General features: G+C 69.0%; 21 protein-coding genes and 2 tRNA genes. 12 read left to right on the plus strand and 11 right to left on the minus strand.

Annotation, left to right across the window (positions count from 1 at the left end):
- Positions 1-56: 56 nt before the first annotated feature.
- Both E7Y32_RS02785 and E7Y32_RS02790 read left to right on the plus strand, forming a co-directional pair.
- Positions 57-1640 (plus strand): alpha/beta hydrolase, encoded by a 1584-nt coding sequence (locus tag E7Y32_RS02785; protein WP_146335782.1) that lies wholly within the window; start codon positions 57-59, stop codon positions 1638-1640.
- Positions 1641-1766: 126 nt separating this feature from the next.
- A tRNA-Thr gene (locus E7Y32_RS02790) sits at positions 1767-1839 on the plus strand.
- Between the two features lie 98 nt (positions 1840-1937).
- Here the strand turns inward: E7Y32_RS02790 and E7Y32_RS02795 are convergent.
- A complete protein-coding gene (locus tag E7Y32_RS02795) occupies positions 1938-2438 on the minus strand; it encodes a hypothetical protein (protein ID WP_146335783.1) in 501 nt (166 codons plus the stop codon).
- A gap of 349 nt (positions 2439-2787) precedes the next feature.
- Here E7Y32_RS02795 and E7Y32_RS02800 point away from each other — a divergent pair, with 349 nt between their 5' ends.
- Positions 2788-4155 (plus strand): MFS transporter, encoded by a 1368-nt coding sequence (locus tag E7Y32_RS02800; protein ID WP_146335784.1) that lies wholly within the window; start codon positions 2788-2790, stop codon positions 4153-4155.
- Here the strand turns inward: E7Y32_RS02800 and E7Y32_RS02805 are convergent.
- Positions 4152-4625, minus strand: coding sequence for a DUF2231 domain-containing protein (locus E7Y32_RS02805; protein WP_146335785.1), 474 nt, complete (start codon positions 4623-4625; stop codon positions 4152-4154). The two genes, E7Y32_RS02800 and E7Y32_RS02805, sit on opposite strands and share 4 nt — an antisense overlap.
- A 71-nt stretch (positions 4626-4696) precedes the next feature.
- On the opposite strand from E7Y32_RS02805, the gene E7Y32_RS02810 reads away from it, so the two are divergent.
- Positions 4697-5677 carry a hypothetical protein gene (locus E7Y32_RS02810; protein ID WP_146335786.1) on the plus strand — a complete coding sequence of 327 codons (981 nt, stop codon included), beginning with the start codon at positions 4697-4699 and terminating at the stop codon, positions 5675-5677.
- Between the two features lie 183 nt (positions 5678-5860).
- The gene (locus E7Y32_RS16510) at positions 5861-5986 is read left to right on the plus strand and encodes a hypothetical protein (RefSeq protein ID WP_315897982.1); all 126 of its coding nucleotides are present in this window, start codon (positions 5861-5863) and stop codon (positions 5984-5986) included.
- 49 nt (positions 5987-6035) lie between these two features.
- On the opposite strand, the gene E7Y32_RS02820 is transcribed toward E7Y32_RS16510, so the two are convergent.
- The 7 genes from E7Y32_RS02820 to E7Y32_RS02850 form a co-directional block, all read right to left on the minus strand.
- Entirely contained in the window at positions 6036-6881 is an 846-nt protein-coding gene (locus tag E7Y32_RS02820) for an aldo/keto reductase (RefSeq protein ID WP_146335787.1), read from the minus strand.
- Positions 6882-6984: 103 nt separating this feature from the next.
- Positions 6985-7440, minus strand: coding sequence for a hypothetical protein (locus E7Y32_RS02825; protein ID WP_146335788.1), 456 nt, complete (start codon positions 7438-7440; stop codon positions 6985-6987).
- 7 nt (positions 7441-7447) lie between these two features.
- Positions 7448-8125 carry a bacterial proteasome activator family protein gene (locus E7Y32_RS02830; protein ID WP_146335789.1) on the minus strand — a complete coding sequence of 226 codons (678 nt, stop codon included), beginning with the start codon at positions 8123-8125 and terminating at the stop codon, positions 7448-7450.
- A gap of 171 nt (positions 8126-8296) precedes the next feature.
- On the minus strand, positions 8297-8488 hold the full coding sequence (locus tag E7Y32_RS02835) for a YbdD/YjiX family protein (RefSeq protein ID WP_146335790.1): 192 nt from the start codon (positions 8486-8488) through the stop codon (positions 8297-8299).
- Positions 8489-8499: 11 nt separating this feature from the next.
- Complete coding sequence (locus tag E7Y32_RS02840; protein ID WP_146335791.1) at positions 8500-10800, minus strand: carbon starvation CstA family protein; 2301 nt, start codon at positions 10798-10800, stop codon at positions 8500-8502.
- 165 nt (positions 10801-10965) lie between these two features.
- Entirely contained in the window at positions 10966-11499 is a 534-nt protein-coding gene (locus E7Y32_RS02845; RefSeq protein WP_146335792.1) for a PadR family transcriptional regulator, read from the minus strand.
- A 156-nt stretch (positions 11500-11655) separates the two neighbouring features.
- Complete coding sequence (locus E7Y32_RS02850) at positions 11656-12639, minus strand: NAD(P)H-quinone oxidoreductase (protein WP_146335793.1); 984 nt, start codon at positions 12637-12639, stop codon at positions 11656-11658.
- A gap of 161 nt (positions 12640-12800) precedes the next feature.
- On the opposite strand from E7Y32_RS02850, the gene E7Y32_RS02855 reads away from it, so the two are divergent.
- A tRNA-Ser gene (locus tag E7Y32_RS02855) sits at positions 12801-12888 on the plus strand.
- A 121-nt stretch (positions 12889-13009) separates the two neighbouring features.
- On the opposite strand, the gene E7Y32_RS02860 is transcribed toward E7Y32_RS02855, so the two are convergent.
- Positions 13010-13660 (minus strand): hypothetical protein, encoded by a 651-nt coding sequence (locus E7Y32_RS02860; RefSeq protein WP_146335794.1) that lies wholly within the window; start codon positions 13658-13660, stop codon positions 13010-13012.
- Positions 13661-13832: 172 nt separating this feature from the next.
- On the opposite strand from E7Y32_RS02860, the gene E7Y32_RS02865 reads away from it, so the two are divergent.
- The 6 genes from E7Y32_RS02865 to E7Y32_RS02890 all read left to right on the plus strand — a co-directional run bounded on the left by E7Y32_RS02865 (position 13833) and on the right by E7Y32_RS02890 (position 22426).
- Entirely contained in the window at positions 13833-14270 is a 438-nt protein-coding gene (locus E7Y32_RS02865; RefSeq protein WP_146335795.1) for a helix-turn-helix transcriptional regulator, read from the plus strand.
- Between the two features lie 10 nt (positions 14271-14280).
- Entirely contained in the window at positions 14281-14682 is a 402-nt protein-coding gene (locus E7Y32_RS02870) for a VOC family protein (RefSeq protein WP_146335796.1), read from the plus strand.
- A 159-nt stretch (positions 14683-14841) separates the two neighbouring features.
- Positions 14842-15645 (plus strand): VOC family protein, encoded by an 804-nt coding sequence (locus E7Y32_RS02875; RefSeq protein ID WP_146335797.1) that lies wholly within the window; start codon positions 14842-14844, stop codon positions 15643-15645.
- A 360-nt stretch (positions 15646-16005) separates the two neighbouring features.
- The gene (locus tag E7Y32_RS02880; RefSeq protein ID WP_146335798.1) at positions 16006-20529 is read left to right on the plus strand and encodes an ExeM/NucH family extracellular endonuclease; all 4524 of its coding nucleotides are present in this window, start codon (positions 16006-16008) and stop codon (positions 20527-20529) included.
- A gap of 230 nt (positions 20530-20759) precedes the next feature.
- Positions 20760-22202, plus strand: a complete 1443-nt coding sequence (locus E7Y32_RS02885; RefSeq protein ID WP_146335799.1) for a glycosyltransferase family 2 protein — start codon at positions 20760-20762, stop codon at positions 22200-22202.
- Positions 22199-22426 carry a hypothetical protein gene (locus E7Y32_RS02890; protein ID WP_261382518.1) on the plus strand — a complete coding sequence of 76 codons (228 nt, stop codon included), beginning with the start codon at positions 22199-22201 and terminating at the stop codon, positions 22424-22426. Before E7Y32_RS02885 ends, E7Y32_RS02890 begins: the two co-directional genes overlap by 4 nt.
- Positions 22427-22430: 4 nt before the next feature.
- On the opposite strand, the gene E7Y32_RS02895 is transcribed toward E7Y32_RS02890, so the two are convergent.
- Positions 22431-24428 (minus strand): FAD/NAD(P)-binding domain-containing protein, encoded by a 1998-nt coding sequence (locus E7Y32_RS02895; RefSeq protein WP_146335800.1) that lies wholly within the window; start codon positions 24426-24428, stop codon positions 22431-22433.
- Positions 24429-24446: the final 18 nt, after the last annotated feature.

The following is a 24446-nucleotide window of genomic DNA, read 5'->3' on the forward strand; positions in this document are numbered from 1 at the left end:
ACACCAACGTTCGACCCGCCACGCTTCGACCAGTTCCACGTCCCAAGGAGAACCGCATGACGCCAGCCCCACCACGGCCCGCAAGCCACCAACCCGTGGGGCGCGGGGTGCGGGCGGCCGGCGCCCTGGCGCTGGGCCTGGTGCTGGCCCTGGTACTGTCGTCCTGCACCCTCTTCGGCTCCGGCGACGGCGGGTCCAAGAGCGTTCCGGCCACGGCCGACCCCTCGATCGCCGCCGCCGCCCCCGCCGAGCTAAGGAGCTTCTACTCCCAGCAACTCAGCTGGACGCGGTGCGAGGGCACGTTCCAGTGCGCCAAGGTCAAAGTGCCGCTGGACTACAGCAAGCCGGACGGCGACACGATCGAAATCGCCGCCATCAAGCTGGCCTCGAAGGGCGGCAGCAAGAAGGGCAGCCTGCTGGTCAACCCGGGCGGTCCGGGCGGCTCCGGTTACGACTTCGTCAAAGACGCGGGCTCCACCAACATATCCGAGAAAGTGCGTGCGAACTACGACGTCGTCGGTTTTGATCCCCGCGGCGTGAAGCGCTCGGCGCCCGTCACCTGCCTCACCGACCAGGAGCGCGACGCCTATCGCGCCAAGATCTACAAGCTGGACACCGACGCCGGGCTGGCCGAGACCCTCGCAGACAACAAGGCCATTGCCGCCAAGTGCGTCGAGAAGACCGGGCCGGTGCTGGCCCACGTCGACACCGTCAGCGCCGCCAAGGACATGGACGTGCTCCGCGGTGTCCTCAATGACAAGAAGCTCAACTACCTCGGATACTCCTACGGCACCTTCCTCGGTTCCACCTACGCCTCCCTGTTCCCGGACAATGTGGGGCGGATGGTCCTGGACGGCGCGATGGACCCCTCGCTCAGTAACGAGGAACTGACCGCTGCCCAGGCGAAGGCATTTGAAAAGGCCATCCGCGCCTACGTCACCCGCTGCCTGCAGGGCAGCGGCTGCCCGTTCAGCGGCACCCCTGACGACGCCGTCAAACAGATCCAGGACATCATCGCTGCCGTCGAGGCTAACCCGAAGCCTGCCAGGGACGGGCGGGTGGTCAACGCGTCCATGTTCGTCAGCGGCTTCATCCTGCCGTTCTACAACGACGACAACTGGCCCGTGCTGACCCAGGCCCTGGACAGCGCAATGAAGGGAGACCTGTCTCCGATGCTCCGGCTCTCCGACTTCGGCGCGGACCGGGAGCCCAACGGGACCTACTCGTCGAACTCCACCTTCGCCTTCACCGCCATCAACTGCCTCGACTACCCGATGTCCTCCGACACGGCCGCGATGCGCGCCGAGGAGCAGCAGCTCCGCCAGCTCTCCCCCACCCTGGGCTATTACTTCGCCTACGGCGGCACAAGCTGCAAGGACTGGCCTTACAAGAACGTGCGCACCCCGGCGCCGGTGGAGTACAAGGGCTCGACCGAGATCGTGGTGATCGGCACGACCGGGGATCCGGCAACGCCGGTCGAGTTGGCCAGCTCCCTGCGAAAGCAGCTGGGCACGGCCTCCCTGCTGACCTGGAAGGGCGAGGGCCACACCGCCTACGGACGGTCCAACAGCTGCATCGAGAACGCCGTGGACGGCTACCTCGTGGACGGCAAGACCCCGGCGGACAACACCGTCTGCTGAGCCGTCGGCTCACCCGTCTGCCCACCCCCGGCATGCGCCGCGCGGCCCATTTTGACCCGGGCGCGGGGACTCCATTACAGTTGTCTCTTGCATGATCCGCCCGGTTCGCCGGTGGTTCACGCGGCTGCTTCCTTAGCTCAGTCGGTAGAGCGTTTCACTCGTAATGAAAAGGTCATCAGTTCGATTCTGATAGGAAGCTCGAGAAGAACCCCGTACTCCCGCTGATACAGCGGCGATGCGGGGTTTTTTGTTAGCTGCGGCGAGGTCAGCCACGGGCACGCCTGGCGTGGGACGGGGCTACGGTGCCAGCAGCGCACAGATATCTGTTATGTGGCCTGGGCCGGTCATTCCCCCAGTCGGATATACCGGCCCGAATTGAGTCCACGTCACCTTACCCACCGAGAGAAAAATGCCCGGAGTGCCGTAACTGGCTTGCACCACCATCAAGTTTCTTCCGGTCGCCGTATAGACATAGTCAAAGGGTTCGAACTGCACCGCCGTCTTCCTGGACCCGTTGAGTGAGTAAGTGACACTCTTCGGAGCCGACGTCAACGACGTCATAGTGATGCTGGACGCAACACCGGTTTCGGTCCACAGCATGTAGGGCTTCGAAACGTTAAAGTGATGAAGCTGGAGTATGAATTTGTAAGAGCCCGAGGACTGGACCTCGACCTGGAAACCGGGGCAGTCGAGAGTATCCGTCGACGTACCCTCGGGGATTGGCGGCGCGGCAGCGGCCGTGCCTGGGCCTGCAAAGAGTCCGAGTATGAGGGCGATGGGCAAGAGGGCACGTTTCATGAGGTTGCTCCTTCGTTGATGGCGAAAAAGTCCCCCATGGGAACGGGAAAATCCTTGACAGATGTCCGCGCATCATAGGCCTGCGGCGCAGGGCCGGCAAGGGTGGGCGCTACCTGCCAGGGGAATCCTGCGGCAGGCAGACACGCCGTAGGACCGGGGCTGAGGACGCGGGCCGCGAATTACGGCTACCTTACGGGGGCACTTCGACACGGACACGCCCTGGTCTGAGGGGGCATCGACCGGCAACCGGCTCAATGACGCCCCGGACGGATGCTGGGACCAGGGCGGACCACCGGCCAGACAGATGGCTGCCCTTGTCAATCGCCGCCGCGTCCGCGACCCTTGGGACATGGACCGGCCTGAGCGCGAGGTGCCCGCCGCTCCCGGGCCGGGCACGTCCGCAGCCCCGGGCACGTCCATCCCGGGCAACCTGCCGCGGCGCGGCAGCCGCCCGTGGGGCACGGTGGTTGGCTTCGGGCTGGTCAGCCTCGCCACCGATATCGTCTCCGACGGCGCCCGACCGCTCGCCGGACCGCTGCTGGCCCAGCTTGGCGCGTCGGCGCTGCTGGTGGGCCTCGTCACCGGCGGGGCCGAGGCAGCGGCGCAGGGCCTGCGCGTGATTTTCGGGCCGTGGGCGGACCGCACGCGCAAGTACTGGACGTTCACACTGGCCGGCTATGCCATGACCGCCCTCTGCGTACCGCTGCTCGCCTTCGCCCCCGCCGTGGGCGCCGCCGGCCTGGGTGTCGCCTCGGTGCTGATTATCGGCGACCGTGTGGGCAAGGCCGTGCGGAGCCCGGCCAAGACGGTGCTCCTGGCCGCGGCAACCAAGGACGTCGGACGCGGCCGGGGCTTCGCCGTGCACAAGTCCCTGGACCTCACCGGCGCGCTGCTCGGACCGGTGATCGTCGCTGCCGTGCTGGCGGCCACCGGGCTGATCTCGGCCGCGTTCGCGGCGCTGGCGGTTCCGGCGGCGGCAGCGCTGGCGCTGCTGCTGTGGCTGCGCCGGCGGCTTGCGGCGTCCGACGGCGGGAACCCCGCCGCTGCGGAGGTCAGGCCGCCCGCCGTTCGGGTGGCCGGCGTCGACGGCGACGACGACGGCGGCGTAACCAGTGCCAGCGGCTCGGCGTCGTTGTTCTCCGGTGTCTTCCTGCCCTTTGCGGTGTGCGCCTTCTTCTGGAGTGCTGGGCTGGTGGCGTTCGGTGTCATATCCTACCACCTGACCGCGGCGGCGGCAGTCGCGGCTCCGGTGGTGCCGTTGCTCTACGCCGCGGCCATGGGTGCGGCGGTGCTCGGCGCCCTCGGCAGCGGCTTCCTCTATGACAGGGTGGGCCCCGCGGTGCTGTTAGCGCTGCCCCCGCTGATCGCGGCCGTCCCGGTGCTGGCTTTCTCCACCGGCATCGGCCTGGTGCTGGCCGGTGTGGCCATCTGGGGAACCGCGACCGGGATCCAGGATTCCACCGTCAAGGCGCTGGTAGCGGACCTTGTGCCGGAGGCCCGGCAGGGATCGGCGTACGGGGTGTTCGCGGCCTTCGAGGGGGCCGGCGCACTGGCCGGCGGCGCCCTCTACGGCGCGCTGTACGACGCCCGCCCGGCGCTGATCGCCGGGGTCGCGGCGTTGCAGGCCGTTGCGTTGGTCCTGCTAACGATCACGGTGCGGCGGGCACGCCCGTCCCGGCAACGACGGCGTGCGCCGGACGGGCCAGGACAGCGCTAGCGGCCCCAGACGGAGGAGGCGCCGGAGTGCCCTGTGATGACGCTCTGGTACAGGAAGAAGGCACCGGCCAGGGCGCCGGCAACCAGCAGCACCATCCGCAGGACGCGGTTTTCCCGCAGCGGTCCGAGGAAGGCGAAGCGCCGGCCAATCGGCTCGAAACTCACCACGATCATCGCGGCGACGAACACGAAGAAGATGATCGAGACGATCTTCAGCACGTCGCCCTGCTGGGCGTGGGCCCGAATCATGGCCGTTGCCGGGCGGGACTTTTCGAGTTGCTCACCGGCCTGGGCGGTCACGAGCGCAGCGGGGACCAGCCCCAGCGCGAGGACGCCCAAGGGCCAGGCCAGGTATGGGCGCCAGCGGGGCGCGGCCGCGTAGACGATGGCCGCAAGGCCCGCGAGAGGGCCCAACACCACAATGGCGTGGACCAGGAGGATGTGGGCTGGAAGTCCGGCGATTTCGATCACGTGGGCTCTCCTACGGTGTACGTGCGCTGGGCGCCCCCGGCGCACGGGGCCGGAGCTTCTATGATTCTTGCATGACAGACCGGGAGCTGGCGGGCATCGCGGCACAGCTCTATGCGCAGCCGTTCGACAATTTCGTCGCCGCCCGCACCGCGGCGGCCAAGGCCCTGCTCGCCGGGCAGCCCGCGACGCCGGAACTGCGGTCCCGCGCCGCGGAGGTGCGGGCCCTCCCGAAGCCCTCGGTGAGCGCCTGGGCGGTCAACATGCTCGCCTGGCACAGGCCCGAGGCGCTCCGTGACCTGGCCGAGCTGGGACACGCCATGCGCGCGGCCCAGACCGCTTTGGACGCTGCCACGCTCCGCAGCCTCGCCGGGGAACGGCGGAAGCTGCTGGCCGGCGCCATCGGGGCGGCCCGCGCCGTGGCGGAGCAGCACGGCCGGAAGATCAGCGGCACCGTCGCAACGGAAGTGGAACAGACCCTGCGTGCCGCTACCGCCGACGAGGGCGCCGCCTTGGCCGTCCGGAGCGGGCGCCTGCTCCGGGCGCTCACCGCCGACGGCGTCGACGTCGTGGAGCTCGCCGGCGCCGTCGCGGTCCCGGACTCCCCCGGACCCGCCACGCCTGCCGCGCCGCGGGTGCCGCCGGCTGCGCCGGAAGCGGCGGCGGCCGCCGGCAGTGTCCCTTCCCCGCCGGCCCGGCCGCGGCTGCGGGCCGTCGGGCAGGAGCGCCCGGCGCCGAGCCCCTCCGCGCGCGAGCGTGCCCTTGCCGCCCTGGAGCAGGCGTCCGACGCTTCCCGGGCCAGCGCGGCGGAAGCGGACCTCGCGGCCGCCGAGCTGGGCGAGGCGGCGGCCGCCGCCGAGGCCCAGGCGCAGCAGGCGGCCGCGCTCAGGGAGCAGCTGGCGCGCGCCGAGACCGGGCTGCGGGAGGCCCGGAAACGCCTCGACCAGGCCTCCGCCGCGGCGCAGCAGGCCGCCCGGGCCGCCGACAAGGACCGCCGCCGGGAAGACCTGGCCCGGGAACGGGTGCTGCGGTTGGGCAACACGCCGGGCGGATGACCGCTGAGTGTCAGAGGCCGGTTGCAGACTGGATTTATGGAACAGCACCAGGATTTCTCAGCAGCCCAGCAACCAGCAGCCCAGCAGTCAGCAATGCCGCAGTCAGGAATGCGGCAGTCAGCCGGTCAGCCCGCGGGCGTCCAGCACTGGGAAGTCACGTACTTGGACACCGAGTGTGGCCGGGTGCGCACTGAATCGTTCGACGATGCCGCGGCGGCGGAACGCTTCGCCAGCCGACGGGTCCGGGACGAGGACGGCTGGGCGATTGTCGACGCCGTGCGGCCGCGGGTGGGACGGGCCGCCGCCTGAACATAAAAACAGGGCCCCCACCCAAAGGTGGAGGCCCTGCGAGGCTGTTCTAGGCGAAGTCGGAGACCGCCGGGTCCGGCCCGATGCGGCCGGCGCCCTCTGCACTGCGGTCCAGGCCGTTGATGGCCTCCACGTCGGTCTCGTCCAGGCTGACGTCCAGGGCCGCGTAGTTTTCGCGGATCCGGGACTCGGTGACGGACTTGGGGATCACGACGTTGCCGATGGCGAGGTGCCAGGCGATGACCACCTGCGCCGGTGTGGCGTTGTGCTTGGCCGCGATCTGTTCGATGACCGGGCTTTCCAGCAGCTCGCCGCCCTGGCCCAGCGGCGACCAGGCCTGGGTGAGGATTCCCTTGGACGCGTTGAATTCACGCAGTTCCGCCTGGTTGAAGAACGGGTGCAGCTCAATCTGGTTGATAGCCGGCACAACGCCGGTCTCGTCGATCAGGCGCTGCAGCCCTTCCTTGGTGAAGTTCGAGACACCGATCGTCTTCACCCGGCCCTGCTTCTGGAGCTCGATGAGCGCCTTCCAGGTGTCCACGTACTTGTCCTGCTTCGGCTGCATCCAGTGGATGAGGTACAGGTCAAGGGTCTCGAGGCCCAGACGCTCCATGGAGTCTTCAAACGCCTTGAGCGTGGACTCATAGCCCTGGTCCGCGTTCCACAGCTTGGTGGTGATGAAAATTTCCTCCGGCCTGAGGCCCGAGCGCTCGATCGCGCGGCCCACCCCGGCCTCGTTTCCGTAGATCTTGGCGGTGTCGATGTGCCGGAAGCCCGCCTCGAAGGCCTGGACAACCACCTTCTCGGCGACGTCGTCCTCGACCTGCCAGACGCCGTAACCGAGCTGCGGGATGGTGTGGCCGTCATTGAATGTCAGTTCAGGTGAAGAAGTCATCCGTCCATCCTGCCAACCTGCGGCCGGCCAGGCCAGCGTTTTTGGCCGGGCTAAGCTAGGCGCTTAACCCGGAATACGCCGGAATACCCGGGAATACGCGGGCTCAGGCGCCGGAAGCGGCCTCGGCAAGACGGCGTTCGGCGTCGTCGACGTGCTCGGCCACGGACTCCGCCCGGCGGCGGACGGACGCCGCGCCGACCGGGACCGGCCCGACGGCGAGGCGGAGCATGGCCGCGGCCTCCGCCGTCATCGCCAGCGAGTTGCCTGCCGTCGAGAGCGAGCGGTGCACGCCGGCCAGGGCGCCGGGGATGTCTAGGCCGTCACTGGGCGAGCGGCGCTGGGCTTCCATACAAATCTGGCGGACCCGTCCGGCCAGGGCGGAGAGTTCGTTGGCGATCTCCACGAGTTCGGCGTACAGCGCCTCGTCCTCGACGCCTTCGAGCACCTGGTGGTAGCGGTCCAGTCCGCGAAGGAACCTGTCGTGGGCGCGGCGCCACAGCCCCTTGCCGAGTTCGGCGTCGTCCCTGCGTCCCTGCCGCGCGGCGCTGAAGAATCCCAACGGTATCCTAGAGGTACTGGCCGGGACCGTGGTCCGGGTCGACGGGGCTGGCGGGCTGCGAGGGGTCGGCACCGGGCTCCCGCTCGGCGGCGCGCTGGGGCTCGCCGTTCTCGCCGATGATGACCCCCGGCGCGATCATGGTGCCGGGAGGAAGCTGACGGAGCTGCAGCTGGGCGGCGGCGTGCTCGCGGGCGGCGTGCTGGGCCGCGATGGCTGTCTGGATGCCGTGGAACAGCCCTTCGAGCCAGCCCACCAGCTGGGCCTGGGCGATGCGCAGTTCGGCGTCGGAGGGGGTGCCGTTCTCGGGGAACGGCAGGTGGATGCGCTCGAGTTCCTGGACGAGCTCGGGCGCCAGCCCGTCTTCGAGTTCCTTGATTGAGCGTTCGTGGATTGCCGCCAGCCGGATCCGGGCCGCGTCGTCCAGCGGCGCGGACTTCACTTCGTCCAACAGCTGCTTGAGCATGGTGCCGATCCGCATGACCTTGGCCGGCTCGTCCACCAGGTCCTGGAGGTGGCTGGCCCGGCTGCGCGGGGCCTGGCCTCGGGGCTCGAACGGGTGCGGACGTTGCCCGCCGTTACCCGCCGCATCCCCGTCCTGCGGGGCAGCGGGCGCCGTGACGCCCTCGAGCGGAGCGCCCTCCGGCGCCGTGTCCTGGCCGGGCTGAGTGTCGTACTGATCGCTCATGGCTTCATACTCTCACGCGCGCATGGCTGCGCCGGCGTGCGTGACGCCCGGGACCGTGACCGCCGTCGTGAGCCGCCGTTCGTCGTGCCCGGGAAAACGGCAGGGGCGCCGTCGGGAACTGGTGTTCCCGACGGCGCCCCTGCAGAGAGTGCCCGCCGCCCGTGCTGCAACCTAGCAGCAGCGGCCTTGCGGATTGCTGTCCTGGCGGTCCGTGTGGTCCCGCCAGAAGTCCCGTTCACTCATCGGCGGGCCGTCGTGGCCCGAGGTCCGGTGGTGCTCCAGGTACTTGTTATAGGCATCGGCTCCGAGGACCCCGTTGAAGTACTCGGCGAAGCCCTTGAATCCCGCTACGAGCGCGTTCATGGCAGTACCGCTCAGTGCCGGGCGGAGTGTTCGAGCCGCTGGTCGGCAGGCAGGTTCTTCCACTCCGCTTCCAGCTCCCGCTCCGCCGCGGTGGGGAACAGCCCGGCCGGCGCGAACACGCGGGACGGCTGGGCCGGATCCTCGAACTCCACGTTGGCAACTCCGGCGGAAGCGTTGCGGAAGGCCTTCACCGTGGCGATCAGCGCCGTGATGATGACGATGATGCTCAGCACCACGAAGATGACCGAGAGCCAGCCCTGGATCATCGTGTTGCGGACCACGGCTTCCATGGCGGCCTGCGTCTTGGCCGTGCCAAAGGAGGTCTTGCCGTCGGCCAGCGCCTTGGCGAAGGCCGCGTTATTGGCGAAGTACCCGACGGCGGGGACCGGCGAGAAGATCTTGTAGAAGCTCGCGGTGATGGTGACGACGGCCGCGAAGGCCAGCGGCAGCGCCACAATCCAGAGATACTTGAAGGTGCCGCGCTTGGCCACGATCGCAAGCACCACGGAAAGGGCGATGGCCGCGAGCAGCTGGTTGGCGATGCCGAACAGCGGGAACAGCGTGTTGATGCCGCCCAGCGGGTCGGTGACGCCCATCAGCAGCACGGCGCCCCACGCGGCCACCATCACTGCGGTGGCCATCCAGGCTCCGGGCCGCCATGAGTGGTCCTTGAATTTCGGGACGAAGTTGCCGATCGAGTCCTGCAGCATAAACCGTGCGACGCGGGTGCCGGCGTCGACAGCGGTCAGAATGAACAGGGCCTCGAACATGATGGCGAAGTGGTACCAGAACGCCATCATGGCGGTGCCGCCGATGAACTGCTGCATGATGTGGGCCAGGCCGACGGCGAGGGTCGGGGCACCGCCGGAGCGGGAGATGATGCTTTGCTCGCCGACGTCCTTGGCGGTCTGGGCGAGTTCACCGGGGGTGATGTTGACCCCGGCTAGGCCCAGGCTGTTGACCCACTGCGCGGCGGATTCGACGGTGCCGCCGGTCAGGGCGACCGGGGCGTTCATGGCGAAGTAGATGCCGCGGTCGATGGAGATGGCTGCCACGAGCGCCATGATGGCGACGAAGGATTCCATCAGCATGCCGCCGTAGCCAATGAGGCGGGTCTGGCGTTCCTTTTCGATGAGCTTCGGCGTCGTGCCGGAGGAGATCAGGGCGTGGAAGCCGGATAGGGCGCCGCAGGCGATGGTCACGAACAGGAACGGGAACACGGCGCCGGAGAAGACGGGACCGTTGTCGCGGCTGGCGAACTCGCTGAAGGCGGGGACGTTGATTTCCGGCCGGACCACGATGATGGCGACGGCCAGCATCACGATCACGCCGATCTTCATAAAGGTGGAAAGGTAGTCACGCGGTGCGAGCAGCAGCCACACCGGCAGGATCGCGGCGATGAAGCCGTAGATGATCAGGCCCCAGGCGATGGTGACCTTGTCCAGGTGGAAGAACGCAGCGCCCCACTCGGTGCCTGCCACGGCGCCGCCGCCGATGATGGCGGCCATCAGCAGCACGAAGCCGATGATCGAGACCTCCATGACCTTGCCGGGGCGGAGGTAACGGAGATAGACCCCCATAAACAAGGCGATCGGGATGGTCATGCCGACGGAGAACACGCCCCAGGGGCTTTCGCCGAGGGCGTTGACGACAACGAGCGCCAGGATCGCGACAATGATCACCATGATGAGCAGGGTGGCGACGAGGGCAGCGGTGCCGCCGATCACGCCGAGTTCCTCCCGGGCCATCTGGCCGAGGGACCGGCCGCCGCGGCGCATGGAGAAGAAGAGGACCAGGTAGTCCTGGACGGCACCGGCGAGGACGACGCCGATGATGATCCAGATGGTGCCCGGCAGGTAGCCCATCTGGGCGGCAATGACCGGTCCGACCAGCGGGCCGGCGCCGGCGATGGCGGCGAAGTGGTGGCCGAAGAGGACGTTGCGGTCGGTCCGGACGTAGTCCTTGCCGTCGGCCTTGTATTCGGCGGGGGTGGCGCGGCGGTCATTCGGCTTGGCGATGTACCGCTCAATCACCTTGGAGTAGAAGCGATAGCCGATCAGGTATGTACAGACCGAGGCGAACACAAACCAGATCGCGTTGACCGTCTCGCCGCGGACGATCGCGAGCATGAACCAGGCGACGCCGCCCAGCAGCGCGATTCCCACCCAGAGGGCGATTTTCGCGGGTGTCCATTTGCGCTCTTCCGCCTCACGGGCGGCATCATCGACGGACGTGGCCGGAAGCCCCGGTACCGGTGTGATTCCGTCGTCGATTTTTGCGGTGTTTGGCCTGCCATCTGGCATTGTGCCCATGTCTCCTCCTTGAGAAACCCCATCCAGCAGATCAGCAATCAGATCTGCCCCATGGCACCTTACCAATGGGGCGTTCGGATGGACATGGCCAAGCGGGCCGCCGCGCCTTGCCCCTCGCCGAGCGGTGCCCTGCGCGCGGTGGGCGGCGTCACAACGGGGCAGGTCTCAGGCGGGGCCGGCGAGCTGCATCAGGCGGGCTTCACACAGGTCCAGCCAGCGGACCTCGGCCTCGGTCTGGAAGATGAGCGAATCGAGGACCAGGAGCCGCGCCGTGTCGGCCGGGCGCGGGTGGACGGCGGCTTCGCGCCGGGACTTGGTGTATTCCTGCAGCGCGCGCATGGAGACGGCGCGCTGCGCCTGGATGAGGCCGCCGACGTCGACGGCGGGGAGCGTCAGTGCTAGCGCCAGCTTGATGGCGAGTTCGTTGCGGGGCGGGTTGGCGCGGCCCACCGGCGATTGGAACCAGGCCTGGGCCTCGGCCCGGCCGGCGTCGGTGATGCTGTAGATGATGTGGCCGTCGCCGTCGCCGCCGTCTTTTTGTACCAGGCCGTCGCGTTCCAGGCGGTCGAGGGTGGTGTAGACCTGCCCGATGTTCAGCGGCCAGGACGATCCGGTGCGGTCCTCGAATTCGGTCCGGAGCTGGTACCCGTAGCGGGGGCGGTCCTGCAGCAGCGCCAGGAGGCTGTGGCGGATAGACATGGTGCTCCCGAGGGTAGCAGGACGTCGGCATACACGCGCCCCAAGACGCGTGTATACCGCGTATGGAACAACAGTATCGTCATTCGCGCCGGGCGGCCGCCGCACATATGCCAGGCGGGGCATGCAATGCGTCACATGGGCGGCCGGGTGGGCGGATCAGGTGACGAGCAGGACCTTGCCCACGTGTTCCCCCGAATCGAAGTAGCGGTGCGCGGCCTGGACCTGGCCGAGCGGGAAGGTCTTTGCCACGAGCGGTCGGATCCGGCCATCGGCCAGCATCGGCCAGACCGCGTCGCGGACCGCGTTCATGATGACCGTCTTTTCCTCCACCGGGCGGGGACGGAGCGCCGTGGCGATGATGGCGGCGCGCTTGCGGAGCAGCACGCCCAGATCCAGTTCCGCGGTGGTGCCGCCCTGCAGCCCGATCACAACGAGCCGGCCGTAGTCGGCGAGCGCGTCCACGTTCTGCCGGAGGTACTTGGCCCCGACGACGTCGAGGATGACGTCCGCGCCCTTGCCACCGTTCTGGGCGCGCAGGCTCTCCGGGAAGTCCTCCGCCGTGTAGTTGATGGCGATGTCAGCCCCCAGGAAGGCTGTGGCGGTGCCGACCTTCTCCGCTGTGCCGGCCGTGGTGGCGACCCGCGCGCCGAGGGCCTTCGCGAGCTGGATGGCCATGGTGCCGATGCCGCCGGTGGCCCCGTGGATCAGCACGGTTTCGCCGGCCTGCAGCTGGGCCGTCATGACCAGGTTGGAATAGACCGTGGCGGCGACCTCCGGCAGCGCCGCCGCGGTGACCAGGTCCACGCCGTCGGGAATCCGCAGCACCTGGCCGGCCGGGACCGCCACCTGCTCGGCGTAGCCGCCGCCGGAGAGCAGGGCCACCACTTTGTCTCCGACGGAGAAGGGCTTGGTGACGCCGGGCCCAAACCCCGCGATCCGACCGGATACTTCGAGGCCCGGAATCTCCGAGGCGCCCGGGGGCGGTGGATAGAACCCCCTGCGCTGCTGGACATCGGCCCGGTTCAGGCCGGCCGCCACCACATCGATCAACACCTCGCCTTCGCCCGGAACGGGCGCCGGAACCTCGCGGAGCTCCAGGGCCTCGGGGCCGCCGGGCTCGGAGATGTAGACAGCCTTCATGGAGAACTCCCGATTCCTAGCTCATTTTCCTGCGGACTGGGCGCTGTACCGCGCACGCTGCGGATGGCACCCTTTTCCAGAGTAGGTGCCCGAACCGGCGTCGTCGGCGAGCGCCGCCGCTTTTTGTGGCTCCTGACCGGCTATGAAAGACTACTCGTTAGGGAAGGTTGTCCGAGCGGCCGATGGAGCTGGTCTTGAAAACCAGTGTGCGGTAACCCCGTACCAAGAGTTCGAATCTCTTACCTTCCGCGGGAGCGCTGAATGTGCGCGGCTTTGAGGCCGGTTGGGTCGATCGAGAGATTGCTCCGACCGGCCTCACCTGTATCTGCGTCTCGCAGCCGGCCCGCGGTGCGCGGCGCAGCCCGCGCCGTCAGGAGTCCGGTTCCCGCGGCGCCGGTTCAATCGCTTCCACCGCATAAGGTTTCGTCGCCGAGCGCTGCAGCGGAGCTCGCAGCCGCGCCTGGTACGGGCCGTCCCGGAACGCGGCGCGGGGATCCATCTGGACCACCAGGAGCGGTTCGTCGCGGGAAACGTCCACCCGCACCACCATCCCGTCCCGCCTGCCTCCCACGAGCAGCGGGGTGGCGGGCTCCACCGCCGTCCCGCTCAGCAGGTCCCGGAATTCCGGACGCGCCGCAAGGTAGAGGATGCCGTGGGCGATCCCAACGACCCTGAGCGGGATCACCGAGGCCGACGGCGCCGGCTCCGGGGCATGCCGGCCGCGGGTGTGGCGTTCCCGCGCGGGCGACGCCGCCCGGCTGCATTGCGGGCAGCGGGACCGTGACCCGACGTCGGCCAACAGCGTCACGAGCAGGCCCCGGGGAGCGGACGCCCATTTCTCCGCCACCGCCTGGCACCACTGGGTGTGGAATTCCCGCCCGTATTTCATCACGTAGACCTGGTCGGGGCCGAGGACCGGCCGTCCCTCCCGCCAGGCGGCCGGCGGGACCGGCTTCAGTTCGCCCACGGCCCGGGCGTCCGCCGGTGCGGGCCGGGCGGACTTGAGGTACCTGCGGATCAACGGACCGGGCGGCCGTTTTGGTCCTGGAATGGCGCGGCCTTCCTGTGCGGAGGGAGCGCAGCCCGCTCCCCGTGGTTGCCCCCTATCTAGCTTGCGGTCTTTTGCCGCACCATGCCAGCCCCGGTACTTGTCCCACTGCCCGGGACGCCCCGGGCGGGGCTAGAATTTCGGCATGACACCGCAGGAGCTGGCCAACCTGGCCCACCTGCGCCGGGCGCGGGACCTGATCGACCGCCACTACGCCCGGCCGCTCGATGTGCCCACCATGGCCGCCGGCGCCCTGATGTCCCCGGCGCACTTTTCCCGCCAGTTCAAGGCCGCCTATGGCGAGACGCCGTACAACTACCTCATGACGCGGCGGATCGAACGGGCCATGGCGCTGCTGCGGGCCGGGGCGTCCGTGACCGACGCGTGCATGGACGTCGGCTGCACCTCCCTGGGCTCGTTCAGTTCCCGGTTCACCGAGATCGTCGGGATGACTCCCAGCGCCTACCGCGACCGGGAGCACCGGGCGGTGAAGGCCATGCCGGCCTGCGTCGCCCGGCAGCACACGCGCCCGCCGCGGAAACCGAGCAGGATTGAAGAAGCACCGGCGTTGCCGCTCCCCTAGCGTGGGAGTCATGAACATTTCCTTGCAGTACGCACAAATCACCGTCAACGACCTCGACGAGTCCCTCGGCTTCTACCGCGACGTGCTCGGCCTGGAGGTGCGCAACGACGTCGGCTCCGACGGCCACCGCTGGGTCACCCTCGGCAGCGCGGCCCAGCCGGACCTGGAGATCGTGCTCTCGCCCCCGCACGCGGGCCGTTCCCAGGACGACGGCGACGCGCTCCAGCAGCTGCTCACCAAGGGCGTCCTGCCCGTGATCGTGTTCCGCACCGACGACCTCGATGCCACGTTCGAGTCCGTCCGGGCCGCGGGCGCCGAGGTCCTCCAGGAGCCCATCGTCCAGCCGTGGGGACCCCGTGACTGCGCCTTCCGCGACCCGTCCGGCAACATGGTCCGCTTCAACCAGGCCTGACCGGCCCCGGCGGTTGGCCCCCGCGGCAGGCGGCCGGACGCCTGGGCCCGGGCCATTGAAACCGTCCGACCCCCGGCATAGGGTCTCCTTGTCTGACCACCCAACCAGGCCCCGGCTGCCCAGGAGGCACGCCGGAGCCGCCCAGAGCAGGAGACCACAATGCCCACGCCTGACATCACCCCCGGCGCACCGTGCTGGATCGACCTCATGACCTCGGACACGGAGAAGGCGAAGTCGTTTTACGGCAACCTGTTCGGCTGGACCTTTGAGGCCGGCGACGAAGAGAAATACGGCGGCTACATCACCGCCTCGAAAAACGGCAAGTCCGTTGCCGGGATGATGCAGAAGATGCCCGAACAGGCCGGATTCCCGGATGTGTGGAGCACCTACCTGCGCGCCGACGACGCCGCCGCGACCGCCGAGGCCGTGAAGGCGCACGGCGGGCAGGTCTACATGGAACCGATGGAAGTTCCGGAGCAGGGCAAAATGGCGATGTTCGCCGATGCAACCGGCGCCTCGATCGGAGTCTGGCAGCCGCGCGAAATGAAGGGCTTCGAGCTCGCCGCCGAACCCGGCGCCCCGGCCTGGCACGAACTCCACACCAAGGATTACCCCGCTGCGGTGAAGTTCTACCAGGACGTCTTCGGCTGGGACACGGACGTTATGAGCGACACGCCGGACTTCCGCTACACCACGCTCGGCGCCGGCGATACGGCCAAGGCCGGGATCATGGACGCCTCCGGCTACCTGCCCGCGGAGGTGCCGTCCAACTGGCAGGTCTACTTCGCCGTCCAGGATGCTGACGCCACCGCGGCCCGGGCCCAGGAGCTGGGCGCGACCGTCATCCAGGCGCCGGAGGACACCCCCTTCGGACGGCTCGCCACCCTCAGCGACCCCACCGGCGCCGTGTTCAAGATCGTGGCGGAGACCGGTCAGGAAGGCTCAGGGGCTGAACACGCCTGAGCCCGGGCAGCTTCTAAATCCTTTGGAAAAAATGCGATAAGAAATACCGGCCAACCGCCTGAGGGGCGGCTACTGGCCGGTATTCTTTTGAGTGCCCGGGCCAGGGGGACGGCGAGGGCACTCAAAAATGCACTACCAACACCGTCGCTGGGGCACCTTGTTGGGGTTCCGTGCCGGCTGTGAGGCGTTCCGCTGGGGGCCGTCTCGCCGAATGCACATGCAATCCACCTTATGTTCATTCACCCCTGTTTTGCTGTGCCGGAAACTGCTTGACCAGGAGCAGACCGGCCGGTCCGCGGGCCATCAACCCGGACATCGCACCCCGCCCTTACCCGGGCACCCTAATGAGAGTTAGAGCGGATGAAAATCACATATTGGAAAACAGCGCTGGGCACAGCACTGTCCGCGGGGCTCATCGCAGCGCCGCTGACCGCAGTGCCCGCCATGGCGTTGGAGGTCTCGCCGGCGGCCGCCGGAACGTCGCCGGTCGTCATCAACGAGGTCTACCTCAGCGGCGGCAGCGCCGGAGCGGCCTACAAGAACAAGTTCGTTGAGCTGTACAACGCCTCGGACGCCCCGGTCACCCTGGACGGCTGGTCAATCCAGTACCGCTCCGCCACGGGCACCGCGGCCCCGTCCACCACGGCTGCCCTCACCGGCACCATCGCCGCCAAGGGGTACTACCTGCTCAAGGGCGGCAGCAACGGCGCCGTCGGACTGGACCTGCCCGCTGCCGATGCCACCGCCACCGGGTTCAATCCGGCCGGCGCGGGCGGCACGATCGTCCTGGCCAAGCAGCCCGCGGCCCTGAACCCGCTGGCCACCGGCTCCGTCGTCGAGCCCGCCAACGTGGCCGACCTGCTCGGCTACGGGACCTCCAACACCTTCGAGACCCAGGCGGCAACGGCGCCGTCGGGCAACACGGATGTCAAGAGCATGAACCGCAGCCGCGGCGCGGACAGCAACAACAACGCCGCCGACTTCGCCCTGAACGCCGCCATCACCCCCAAAGCCGCCAACGGCGAAACCACTCCCGTTGATCCCGGCCCGGTCACACCGCCGGCGCTGAAGACCATCGCCGAGATCCAGGGCACCGGCACGGCCAGCCCGCTCGCGGGCACGTCCGTCACCACCCGTGGCAAGGTCACCGCGGCCTTCCCCACCGGCGGCTTGGCCGGGTTCTACCTCCAGACCCCCGGAACCGGCGGGGACCTGACTCCCGCCAACCACACGGCGTCGGACGCCATCTTCGTCTACGCGCCGGCCGCGGTCGGGTCTGTGCAGATCGGCGACTACCTCGAGGTCACCGGCGACGTCGCCGAGTACTACGGCATGACCCAGCTCAACGTCACCGGTGCCGCCGGGGTCACCAAGCTGACCGAGGCGGCCCCCGAGGTCAAGGCCACCGGCTTCGCGCTCCCGGCCGAGGAAGCCTTCCGCGAGTCCCTCGAAGGCATGCTGCTCACCCCGCAGGGACCCGTCACGGTCGCTGACAACTTCTCCCTCAACCAGTACGGCGAGATCGGCCTGGCCGGCGGCACCACCCCGCTGGAACAGCCCACCGCCGTCGCCGCCTACGGCTCCCCGGAGTACACGGCCGCCGCCGCCGCCAACGCCGCCCGCGGCATCAAGCTCGACGACGGCGCCAGCACCAACTTCCTCAAGGACGCCACCACCAAGGCCCTGACGCTGCCGTACCTGACCACGGCGGACCCCGTCCGGGTCGGCGCGCCGGTCACGTTCAAGACCAACGTGGTGCTCAGCTACGCCAACAACTCCTGGAAGTTCCAGCCGCTGACCCAGCTGACCAGCGCCAACGCGGACACGGTCCAGCCGGCCGGCTTCGGCGCCACCCGCGCGGACGCCCCGGCCGCGGTAGGCGGCAACCTCAAGATCGCTTCCTTCAACGTGCTGAACTACTTCCCGACCACCGGGGACACGATCGCCGGCTGCAAGTTCTACAACGACCGGGCGGGCAACCCCATCACCGTCAGCGGCGGCTGCAACGTCCGCGGCGCGGCCAACGCGGAGAACTTCAAGCGCCAGCAGGACAAGATCGTCGCCGCCATCGCCAAGTCCGGCGCCGACGTCGTTACCCTGATGGAGGTCGAGAACTCGGCCCAGTTCGGCAAGAACCGCGACGACGCCCTGTCCAAGCTGGTTGACGCCCTGAACGTCGCCACTCCGGGCATCTGGGACTACGTCCGCACCCCCGCGAACGCACCGCCGCTGGCCGACGAGGACATGATCCGCACCGCGTTCATCTACAAGAAGGCCGCCGCCGAACCGGTGGGCGAATCCATCATCCACAACGACACGGTCGCCTTCGCCAGCGCCCGTAAGCCGCTGGCCCAGGTCTTCAAGCCCGTCGGCGCCGCCGATGACAAGAAGTTCATCGCGATCGCGAACCACTTCAAGTCCAAGGGCTCGGCCGCCACGCCGGACGACACCGACAAGGGCCAGGGCAACTCCAACCTCGCCCGCACCGCCCAGGCGCAGTCCCTGCTGGCGTTCTCCGACGAGCTGCAGAAGTCCAAGGGCACCGACAAGGTGTTCCTGATCGGCGACTTCAACTCCTACGCCAAGGAGGACCCGATCAACGTCCTCACCGGCGCGGGGTACGTCAACCAGGACGAGAAGGCCAAGAACGCCGACGGCACCGCGAAGCACTCCTACCTCTTCGGGGGCCTGGTGGGCTCGCTGGACCACATCCTCGCCTCCCCGGCGGCCAACGCCGTCGTCACCGGCGCGGACATCTGGAACATCAATTCGGTGGAGTCCGTGGCGCTGGAGTACAGCCGCTACAACAACAACGTCACCGACTACTACGTGCCGAACCAGTTCCGCGCGAGCGACCACGATCCGGTGGTGGTGGGGCTGAACCTGCCCACCGTGCCGGCCAGCGTTGACCTAAACTTCCTGGGCATCAACGATTTCCACGGCCGCATCGATTCCAACACCGTGCTGTTCGCGGGAACCATCGAAAAGCTCCGCGCGGCCGCGGCCCCCGGCGCCACCGCGTTCCTCTCCGCCGGCGACAACATCGGCGCGTCGCTGTTCGCCTCCGCCGTCGACAAGGACCAGCCGACCATCGACGTGCTGAACACCCTCGAGCTGCGCACCTCTGCGGTGGGCAACCATGAGTTCGACGGCGGCTGGGCCGACCTGCGCGACCGCGTCATCGCCGGCGGGGCCAACGCGAAGTTCCCGTACACGGGCGCCAACGTCTACAAGAAGGGCACCACCGAGCCGGCCCTGCCGGAATACACCGTGCTGGACATGAACGGAATCAAGGTGGCCGTGATCGGCACCGTCACGCAGGAAGTGCCCTCCCTGGTCACCCCCGCGGGCATCGCCGATCTCGAGTTCGGCGATCCCGTCGACGCCATCAACCGCGTCGCCGCGAAGATCAAGGCCGGCAAGCTCGCCGACGTGATCATCGTCGAAAACCACGACGGCGCCGGTTCCGGCGCCCCCGAGGGCGCCACCCTGGCACAGGAAGTCGCCGCCGGCGGCCCCTTCGCCAAGATGGTCACCCAGGTCACCCCGGACGTTGCCGCCATCTTCAACGGCCACACCCACAAGCAGTACGCGTGGGACGCGCCGGTACCCGGCGTCGAAGGCAAGACCCGTCCGATCGTGCAGACCGGCAACTACGGCGAGTTCATCGGCCAGATCCAGCTGACGATCGACACCAAGACCATGTCCGTCACCGGCTACAAGGCGGCCAACGTCAAGCGGACCACCGACGCGGCCGCCGGCCTGGTCGCCACGTACCCGCGGGTGGCCGCGGTGAAGGCCATCGTGGACAAAGCCGTGGCCGACGCCGCCGTGATCGGCAACCAGCCGGTCGGCAAGGTCACCGCGGACATCACCACGGCGTTCGGCGGCTCCCCCGCCGGGCGCGACGACCGCGCGAGCGAATCCACGCTGGGCAACCTGGTCGCGGACGCGCTCGTGGACTCGCTCAAGGCACCGGAACTCGGCGCCGCAGAGATCGGCGTCGTCAACCCGGGCGGCCTGCGCAACGAGCTGTACTACGCACCGGACGGCACCATCACGTACGCCGAGGCCAACGCGGTCCTGCCGTTCGTGAACAACCTCTGGACCACCACGCTGACCGGCGCGCAGTTCAAGACGCTGCTCGAACAGCAGTGGCAGACCAATCCGGACGGCACGGTTGCCAGCCGCGCCTACCAGCAGCTGGGCCTGTCCAAAAACGTCAACTACACCTACGACGCCGCCCGCGCCGCCGGTGACCGGATCACCTCCATCCGGGTCAACGGCGCGCTGATGGACCCGGCGAAGTCCTACCGGATCGGAACGTTCAGCTTCCTGGCAACCGGCGGCGACAACTTCCGGATCTTCAAGGAAGGCGCCGGCACCAAGGACTCGGGCCTCGTGGACCGTGATGCGTGGATCAAGTACCTGCAGACCCACAACCCGGTATCGCCGGACTTCGCCCGGCGTTCGGTGGCCGCGGTAAACACCACCGCGACCGAGGTCAAGGGCGGGGACTCCATCACCCTGGCGGTCTCCAAGCTGGACCTCACCTCGCTGGGCAGCCCGGCCAACACCGCACTGCGGGCCGAGTTCACCGACGCGAAGGGCACGGTCACCGCGCTCGGGACCGTCCCGGTCTCCGCCGGCGCGGCGTCCGTGAGCGTTTCGGTCCCCGCCGGAGCAGCCGCCGGCACAGGCACCCTGGTGCTCACCGCCGTCGAGTCCGGCACCGTGGTCAAGGCCGCTGTGCTGGTCGCCGCCACCGCCCCGGTACCGCCGACGTGCACCGCGCCGGTGCCGCCGAAGAAGTGGTACGACTTTTCGGGCTGGATCAAGTACTCGATCGCGTGGCTCCAGTACCAGAAGTGCCTGCGGGGCTAATCCCTTAGCCCTGCCGTAGTGAGCATGCCCCTCCCCCGGCCGGAGCAACGGACATTGTGCATAAATGTCCATTGCCCGGCCCGGGGAGCGGGCATGCTCATTTTTTGTGCCCGCGGATCGCAGCGCCGGATTGATGCCCCCCAGATCGCGCCGCTGGACGCCACCTGGGACCGCGCGGGCGCGCCGTTGGGGCTGGTGGGACGCGTGGGATTCTTGGTACCATCGGGGGCATGCGAAAAGGGAGGTTTAATCGCGCCGTTGGTATCTTTATCTCCCTGATCGCAAGCGGCGCCGCGGCCCTTTTGTGGTTCGCCGTCGCAGCAGGCGGGCCGGAGCTGAGCGAGTCTCCCGCGCACGGCCTCTTCTTCGGCTTCTGGAACATCCTCTACAACACGGATGCCCCGGCGCCCCGCATCATCCTGGCCGCCATCGCGATGGCCCTGCTCCTGGCCGCCGGCGTCGCCGGGGTGGACCGGCGGATCGCCAACCGCTCGCGCCGCTCGCTGGACCAGCTCACCGGCCCGCTGGCGCCGCGCGTGGTGATGTCGGCGACGCGCGGCAAGTATGCCGGCCCCGTCAGGGTCACCGTGCTCATCCCGGCCCACAACGAGGAAGCCTCCCTGCCGCTGACCATCGCGTCCCTGCTTGAGCAGTCGCGCCGCCCGGACCGGGTGATTGTCGTGGCCGACAACTGCAGCGACGCCACGGTGTCCGTTGCCCGCGAAGCCGGTGTGGAAGTGATCGAATCGGTCAACAATACGGAGAAGAAGGCCGGCGCACTGAACCAGGTGCTGAAGCAGCTGCTCCCAGAACTCGGCGACAACGACGTCGTGATGGTGATGGACGCGGACACCAGCCTCGACGACGGCTTCCTGGCCGCCGCGGTGGACCGCTTCGCCGTCGACCGCGGACTGATGGCCGTCGGAGGCCTGTTCTACGGCGAGGAGGGGCACGGCCTGATCGGCCAGTTCCAGCGCAACGAATACCTGCGCTACAGCCGGGAGATCGGGAGGCGGCGCGGACGCGTCTTCGTGCTGACCGGGACCGCCTCGCTTTTCCGGGCACGGGCCCTGCGCACCGTGGCCGCCAGCCGCGGTTCCTCGATCCCGGGAACACCCGGCTACGTCTATGACACCGCCGCGCTCACCGAGGACAACGAGCTCACGATCGCGCTCAAATCCCTGGGCGGGCTGATGATCTCGCCCGCCCAGTGCACCGTGGTGACCGAGTTGATGCCCAGCTGGCGTACCCTCTGGGCACAGCGGCTGCGCTGGCAACGCGGGGCGCTGGAGAACATCGGCGCCTACGGCATCACCCCGCCGACCCTGCGCTATTGGGCCCAGCAGCTCGGGATCGGCTACGGCGTGATCGCCCTGGGCTCGTACCTGCTGCTGATCTTCCTCATGGTGTTCTCGCTGGACACCTGGATCTGGTTCCCGTTCTGGCTGGGGATCGGGGGACTGTTCATGGTCGAACGCGTCGCCACGGTCTGGAAGGGCGGCTGGCGGGCCCGGCTCCTGGCGCTCACCCTGTTCCCCGAACTGTTCTTCGACATGTTCCTGAACGTGGTCTACCTCAAGGGCGTCGCCGACATTTCCCTCGGCCGGACGGCCAGCTGGAAGCACGTGACGCACACCCGACCGCGCGAGAGCGCAGAAGCGGAACGCTCATGACCCTCACTGTCGCCGCCGCCGTCCCCGCCGGCATCCTGTTCCCCGAATCCCTGCTGCACTCGCAGTGGTTTGCCGTCCTCGCCACCTTCGTGGCGATCAATACCGTGATGTACGCCGCGCTTGCGCTGGCGAAGATCCTCCCCAAGCTGCACCCCTCGGACTGGATCCGGACCCGGAATGAGCGCTCCGAAACCCGCAGCATCCACCCGGACGCCGCCAACTAAGGCGCTACCGGCCGAGGATGTCCCTAGCGATCTCGTCGGCGTCGCGCAGGGTGCGCTGGCCGCTGCGGTAGACCGGGCCGTGCTGTTGCCGGGCTTCGGCGGCGATGGCCGTGCCCCATTGCGCGGCGGAGAGCTGCAGTCCCAGCACGTAGATCCCGTCCGTGACCGACCCGTTCGCCGCCACCGGCCGATAGGGATGCGGGACCACGTCCAGGCCGGAACTCTGCACGGGCGTACCCTCCACGCTCATCATCAGGCGCGGGCGTACCAGGCCGTCCGCGAGCAGCTGCTCGAGCAGCGGGGACGCGTTGACCGCCACCCGGTTGGCCGGTGCCAGCGCTTCGATCAGCACGGGCGCTTCCACCCTTTCTCCGCCGTCGCGGCCGCGGCCGGCCACCCAGGGCGAGACGGCCGTGAACACCCGGGTCTGCCGGTCCACGCCGAACTTCGGATCCGGGCCGACAAAACTGACCACCCCGGCCCGGGCCAGGGCCGCGAGCTGCTCGGCGCGGAGGGCTGGCGGCCCGCTCGCGATGCCCTCCACAAACGACTCGAACCAGCCGCGCAGCCCGGCCACCCACGATTCGTCGGTGATGCCGCCGTCGGCCACTGCCGTCTTCAGCACGGCGCGCCCGTGGTGCAGGGCGCCGATCGCCATCTTCACCGGGTCGTCCTCGCCGAGGGCGGAGCGCCGTGCGTCGTCGAGCAGGTAGTCGACGACGGCGGCGTCCAGCTCCGCGCGGGAGGCGAAGCTGCGGCCGGCCAGCGGCGCGGCCAGGCCCAGTAGGTCCAGCCGGTGGTGCGGCCGGACGGACGCCTCGATCACCGCCCGGGCGGCGTCCTCCCAGTTGGCGGCGGAGTGGGCGTGCGGCCGCAGGGTTTCCTCCAGGGCGCCGAGGAAGCCCGCCGGATCGGAGCCGACGGCGCCGGGCTGCGAGCGCGCCAGCGTGGAGTAGTAGGCCCAGAGGGCATCCCGGTGCAGCAGCGGCCACAGGTCGTGGTCGAAGGCCGGCACAATGCCGGCGGCGGCGAACCTGGCGACCGCCTGCTCGGTGCAGTACCTGAGCTGGACCGCTGCCGGGTAGTAGCCGGCCAGGGTCGCCTTCGCCCGGTACGGGGTGCCGCGCCGGGAGGCGGCGATGATGTGCGGTTCCCGCCCGGACGGCTGGTACATCAGCCCGAACCCGTCCGGCGCGGGCTGGAAGGTGCCGCCGCGGCCCTCGGTCAGCTGGCCCATCACGTCGAAGAAGTTCAGGCCCATGCCGCGCACCAGGACCGGCTGGACCGCGGGGATCCCGGACCAGTCCACGTCGGCGGGGACGGCCGGCGGCAGGTACGTCAGGCCGAGCTCCTCCGCCGCGGCCTGCAGCTCCCGCTGTTCGGGGTTGAGCCGGGACTCCAGGTGGCCGAGCGCCAGCACCACTGATCCGACGGCCAGCACGGTGCCGTCGGCGAGTTCGACGTCGAAGCCGGTGTCGCCCCTGCCAGCGGCGGACGCCGGCGCTCCGGACGCTGTCCCGCCGGCGGGGCGGACCGCCGTCGCCGTGGTGTCGTGGAAGTCCACGGTGACCCCGTCCGGGAGCCGGTCCAGGAGTTCCTCGAGCGTGCACCTCAGGTAGCGGCCATAAAGCGCCCGGCTGGGGAAGTCGGCGGACTCCAGGCCGGCCAGCTCGGCGCGTTCCTCCGCCGACAGCGCCGGGTGCGGGTCCCGCCGCTGCGCTTCCCGCCAGCGGTCGAAGGTGCCGCCCGCCAGCGGCGGCGCCAGCTCCGGATCCTCCGGGACCACGGTGGGGTAGAAGGACTGTGTGTTCATCAGGTAGAGCCGCGACTGTCCGGGCCGCCAGACGTGGCCCGGACCCGCCGGATAGGGGTCGATCACGTGGATGTGCAGGGTGGCCCCGGGCGCGGACGGAGCCCAGTTGGCGAGCAGCCGCTCCAGCACACTGATGCCCCTGGGCCCGGCGCCGATCAGGGCGGTCCGGTTGCTCTGCGATATGACCACGGCATCCAGCGTATCCGC

The sequence above is a fragment of the Arthrobacter sp. UKPF54-2 genome (genome assembly GCF_007858535.1).
In the GTDB taxonomy this organism is placed as follows: domain Bacteria; phylum Actinomycetota; class Actinomycetes; order Actinomycetales; family Micrococcaceae; genus Arthrobacter.

Coding starts and splice junctions, on each gene's coding strand:
- E7Y32_RS02785 (WP_146335782.1), top strand. CDS start 57: ATGACGCCAGCCCCACCACGGCCCGCAAGCCACCAACCCGTGGGGCGC.
- E7Y32_RS02795 (WP_146335783.1), bottom strand. CDS start 2,438: ATGAAACGTGCCCTCTTGCCCATCGCCCTCATACTCGGACTCTTTGCA.
- E7Y32_RS02800 (WP_146335784.1), top strand. CDS start 2,788: ATGGACCGGCCTGAGCGCGAGGTGCCCGCCGCTCCCGGGCCGGGCACG.
- E7Y32_RS02810 (WP_146335786.1), top strand. CDS start 4,697: ATGACAGACCGGGAGCTGGCGGGCATCGCGGCACAGCTCTATGCGCAG.
- E7Y32_RS02820 (WP_146335787.1), bottom strand. CDS start 6,881: ATGACTTCTTCACCTGAACTGACATTCAATGACGGCCACACCATCCCG.
- E7Y32_RS02830 (WP_146335789.1), bottom strand. CDS start 8,125: ATGAGCGATCAGTACGACACTCAGCCCGGCCAGGACACGGCGCCGGAG.
- E7Y32_RS02835 (WP_146335790.1), bottom strand. CDS start 8,488: ATGAACGCGCTCGTAGCGGGATTCAAGGGCTTCGCCGAGTACTTCAAC.
- E7Y32_RS02840 (WP_146335791.1), bottom strand. CDS start 10,800: ATGGGCACAATGCCAGATGGCAGGCCAAACACCGCAAAAATCGACGAC.
- E7Y32_RS02845 (WP_146335792.1), bottom strand. CDS start 11,499: ATGTCTATCCGCCACAGCCTCCTGGCGCTGCTGCAGGACCGCCCCCGC.
- E7Y32_RS02850 (WP_146335793.1), bottom strand. CDS start 12,639: ATGAAGGCTGTCTACATCTCCGAGCCCGGCGGCCCCGAGGCCCTGGAG.
- E7Y32_RS02865 (WP_146335795.1), top strand. CDS start 13,833: ATGACACCGCAGGAGCTGGCCAACCTGGCCCACCTGCGCCGGGCGCGG.
- E7Y32_RS02870 (WP_146335796.1), top strand. CDS start 14,281: ATGAACATTTCCTTGCAGTACGCACAAATCACCGTCAACGACCTCGAC.
- E7Y32_RS02875 (WP_146335797.1), top strand. CDS start 14,842: ATGCCCACGCCTGACATCACCCCCGGCGCACCGTGCTGGATCGACCTC.
- E7Y32_RS02880 (WP_146335798.1), top strand. CDS start 16,006: ATGAAAATCACATATTGGAAAACAGCGCTGGGCACAGCACTGTCCGCG.
- E7Y32_RS02885 (WP_146335799.1), top strand. CDS start 20,760: ATGCGAAAAGGGAGGTTTAATCGCGCCGTTGGTATCTTTATCTCCCTG.
- E7Y32_RS02890 (WP_261382518.1), top strand. CDS start 22,199: ATGACCCTCACTGTCGCCGCCGCCGTCCCCGCCGGCATCCTGTTCCCC.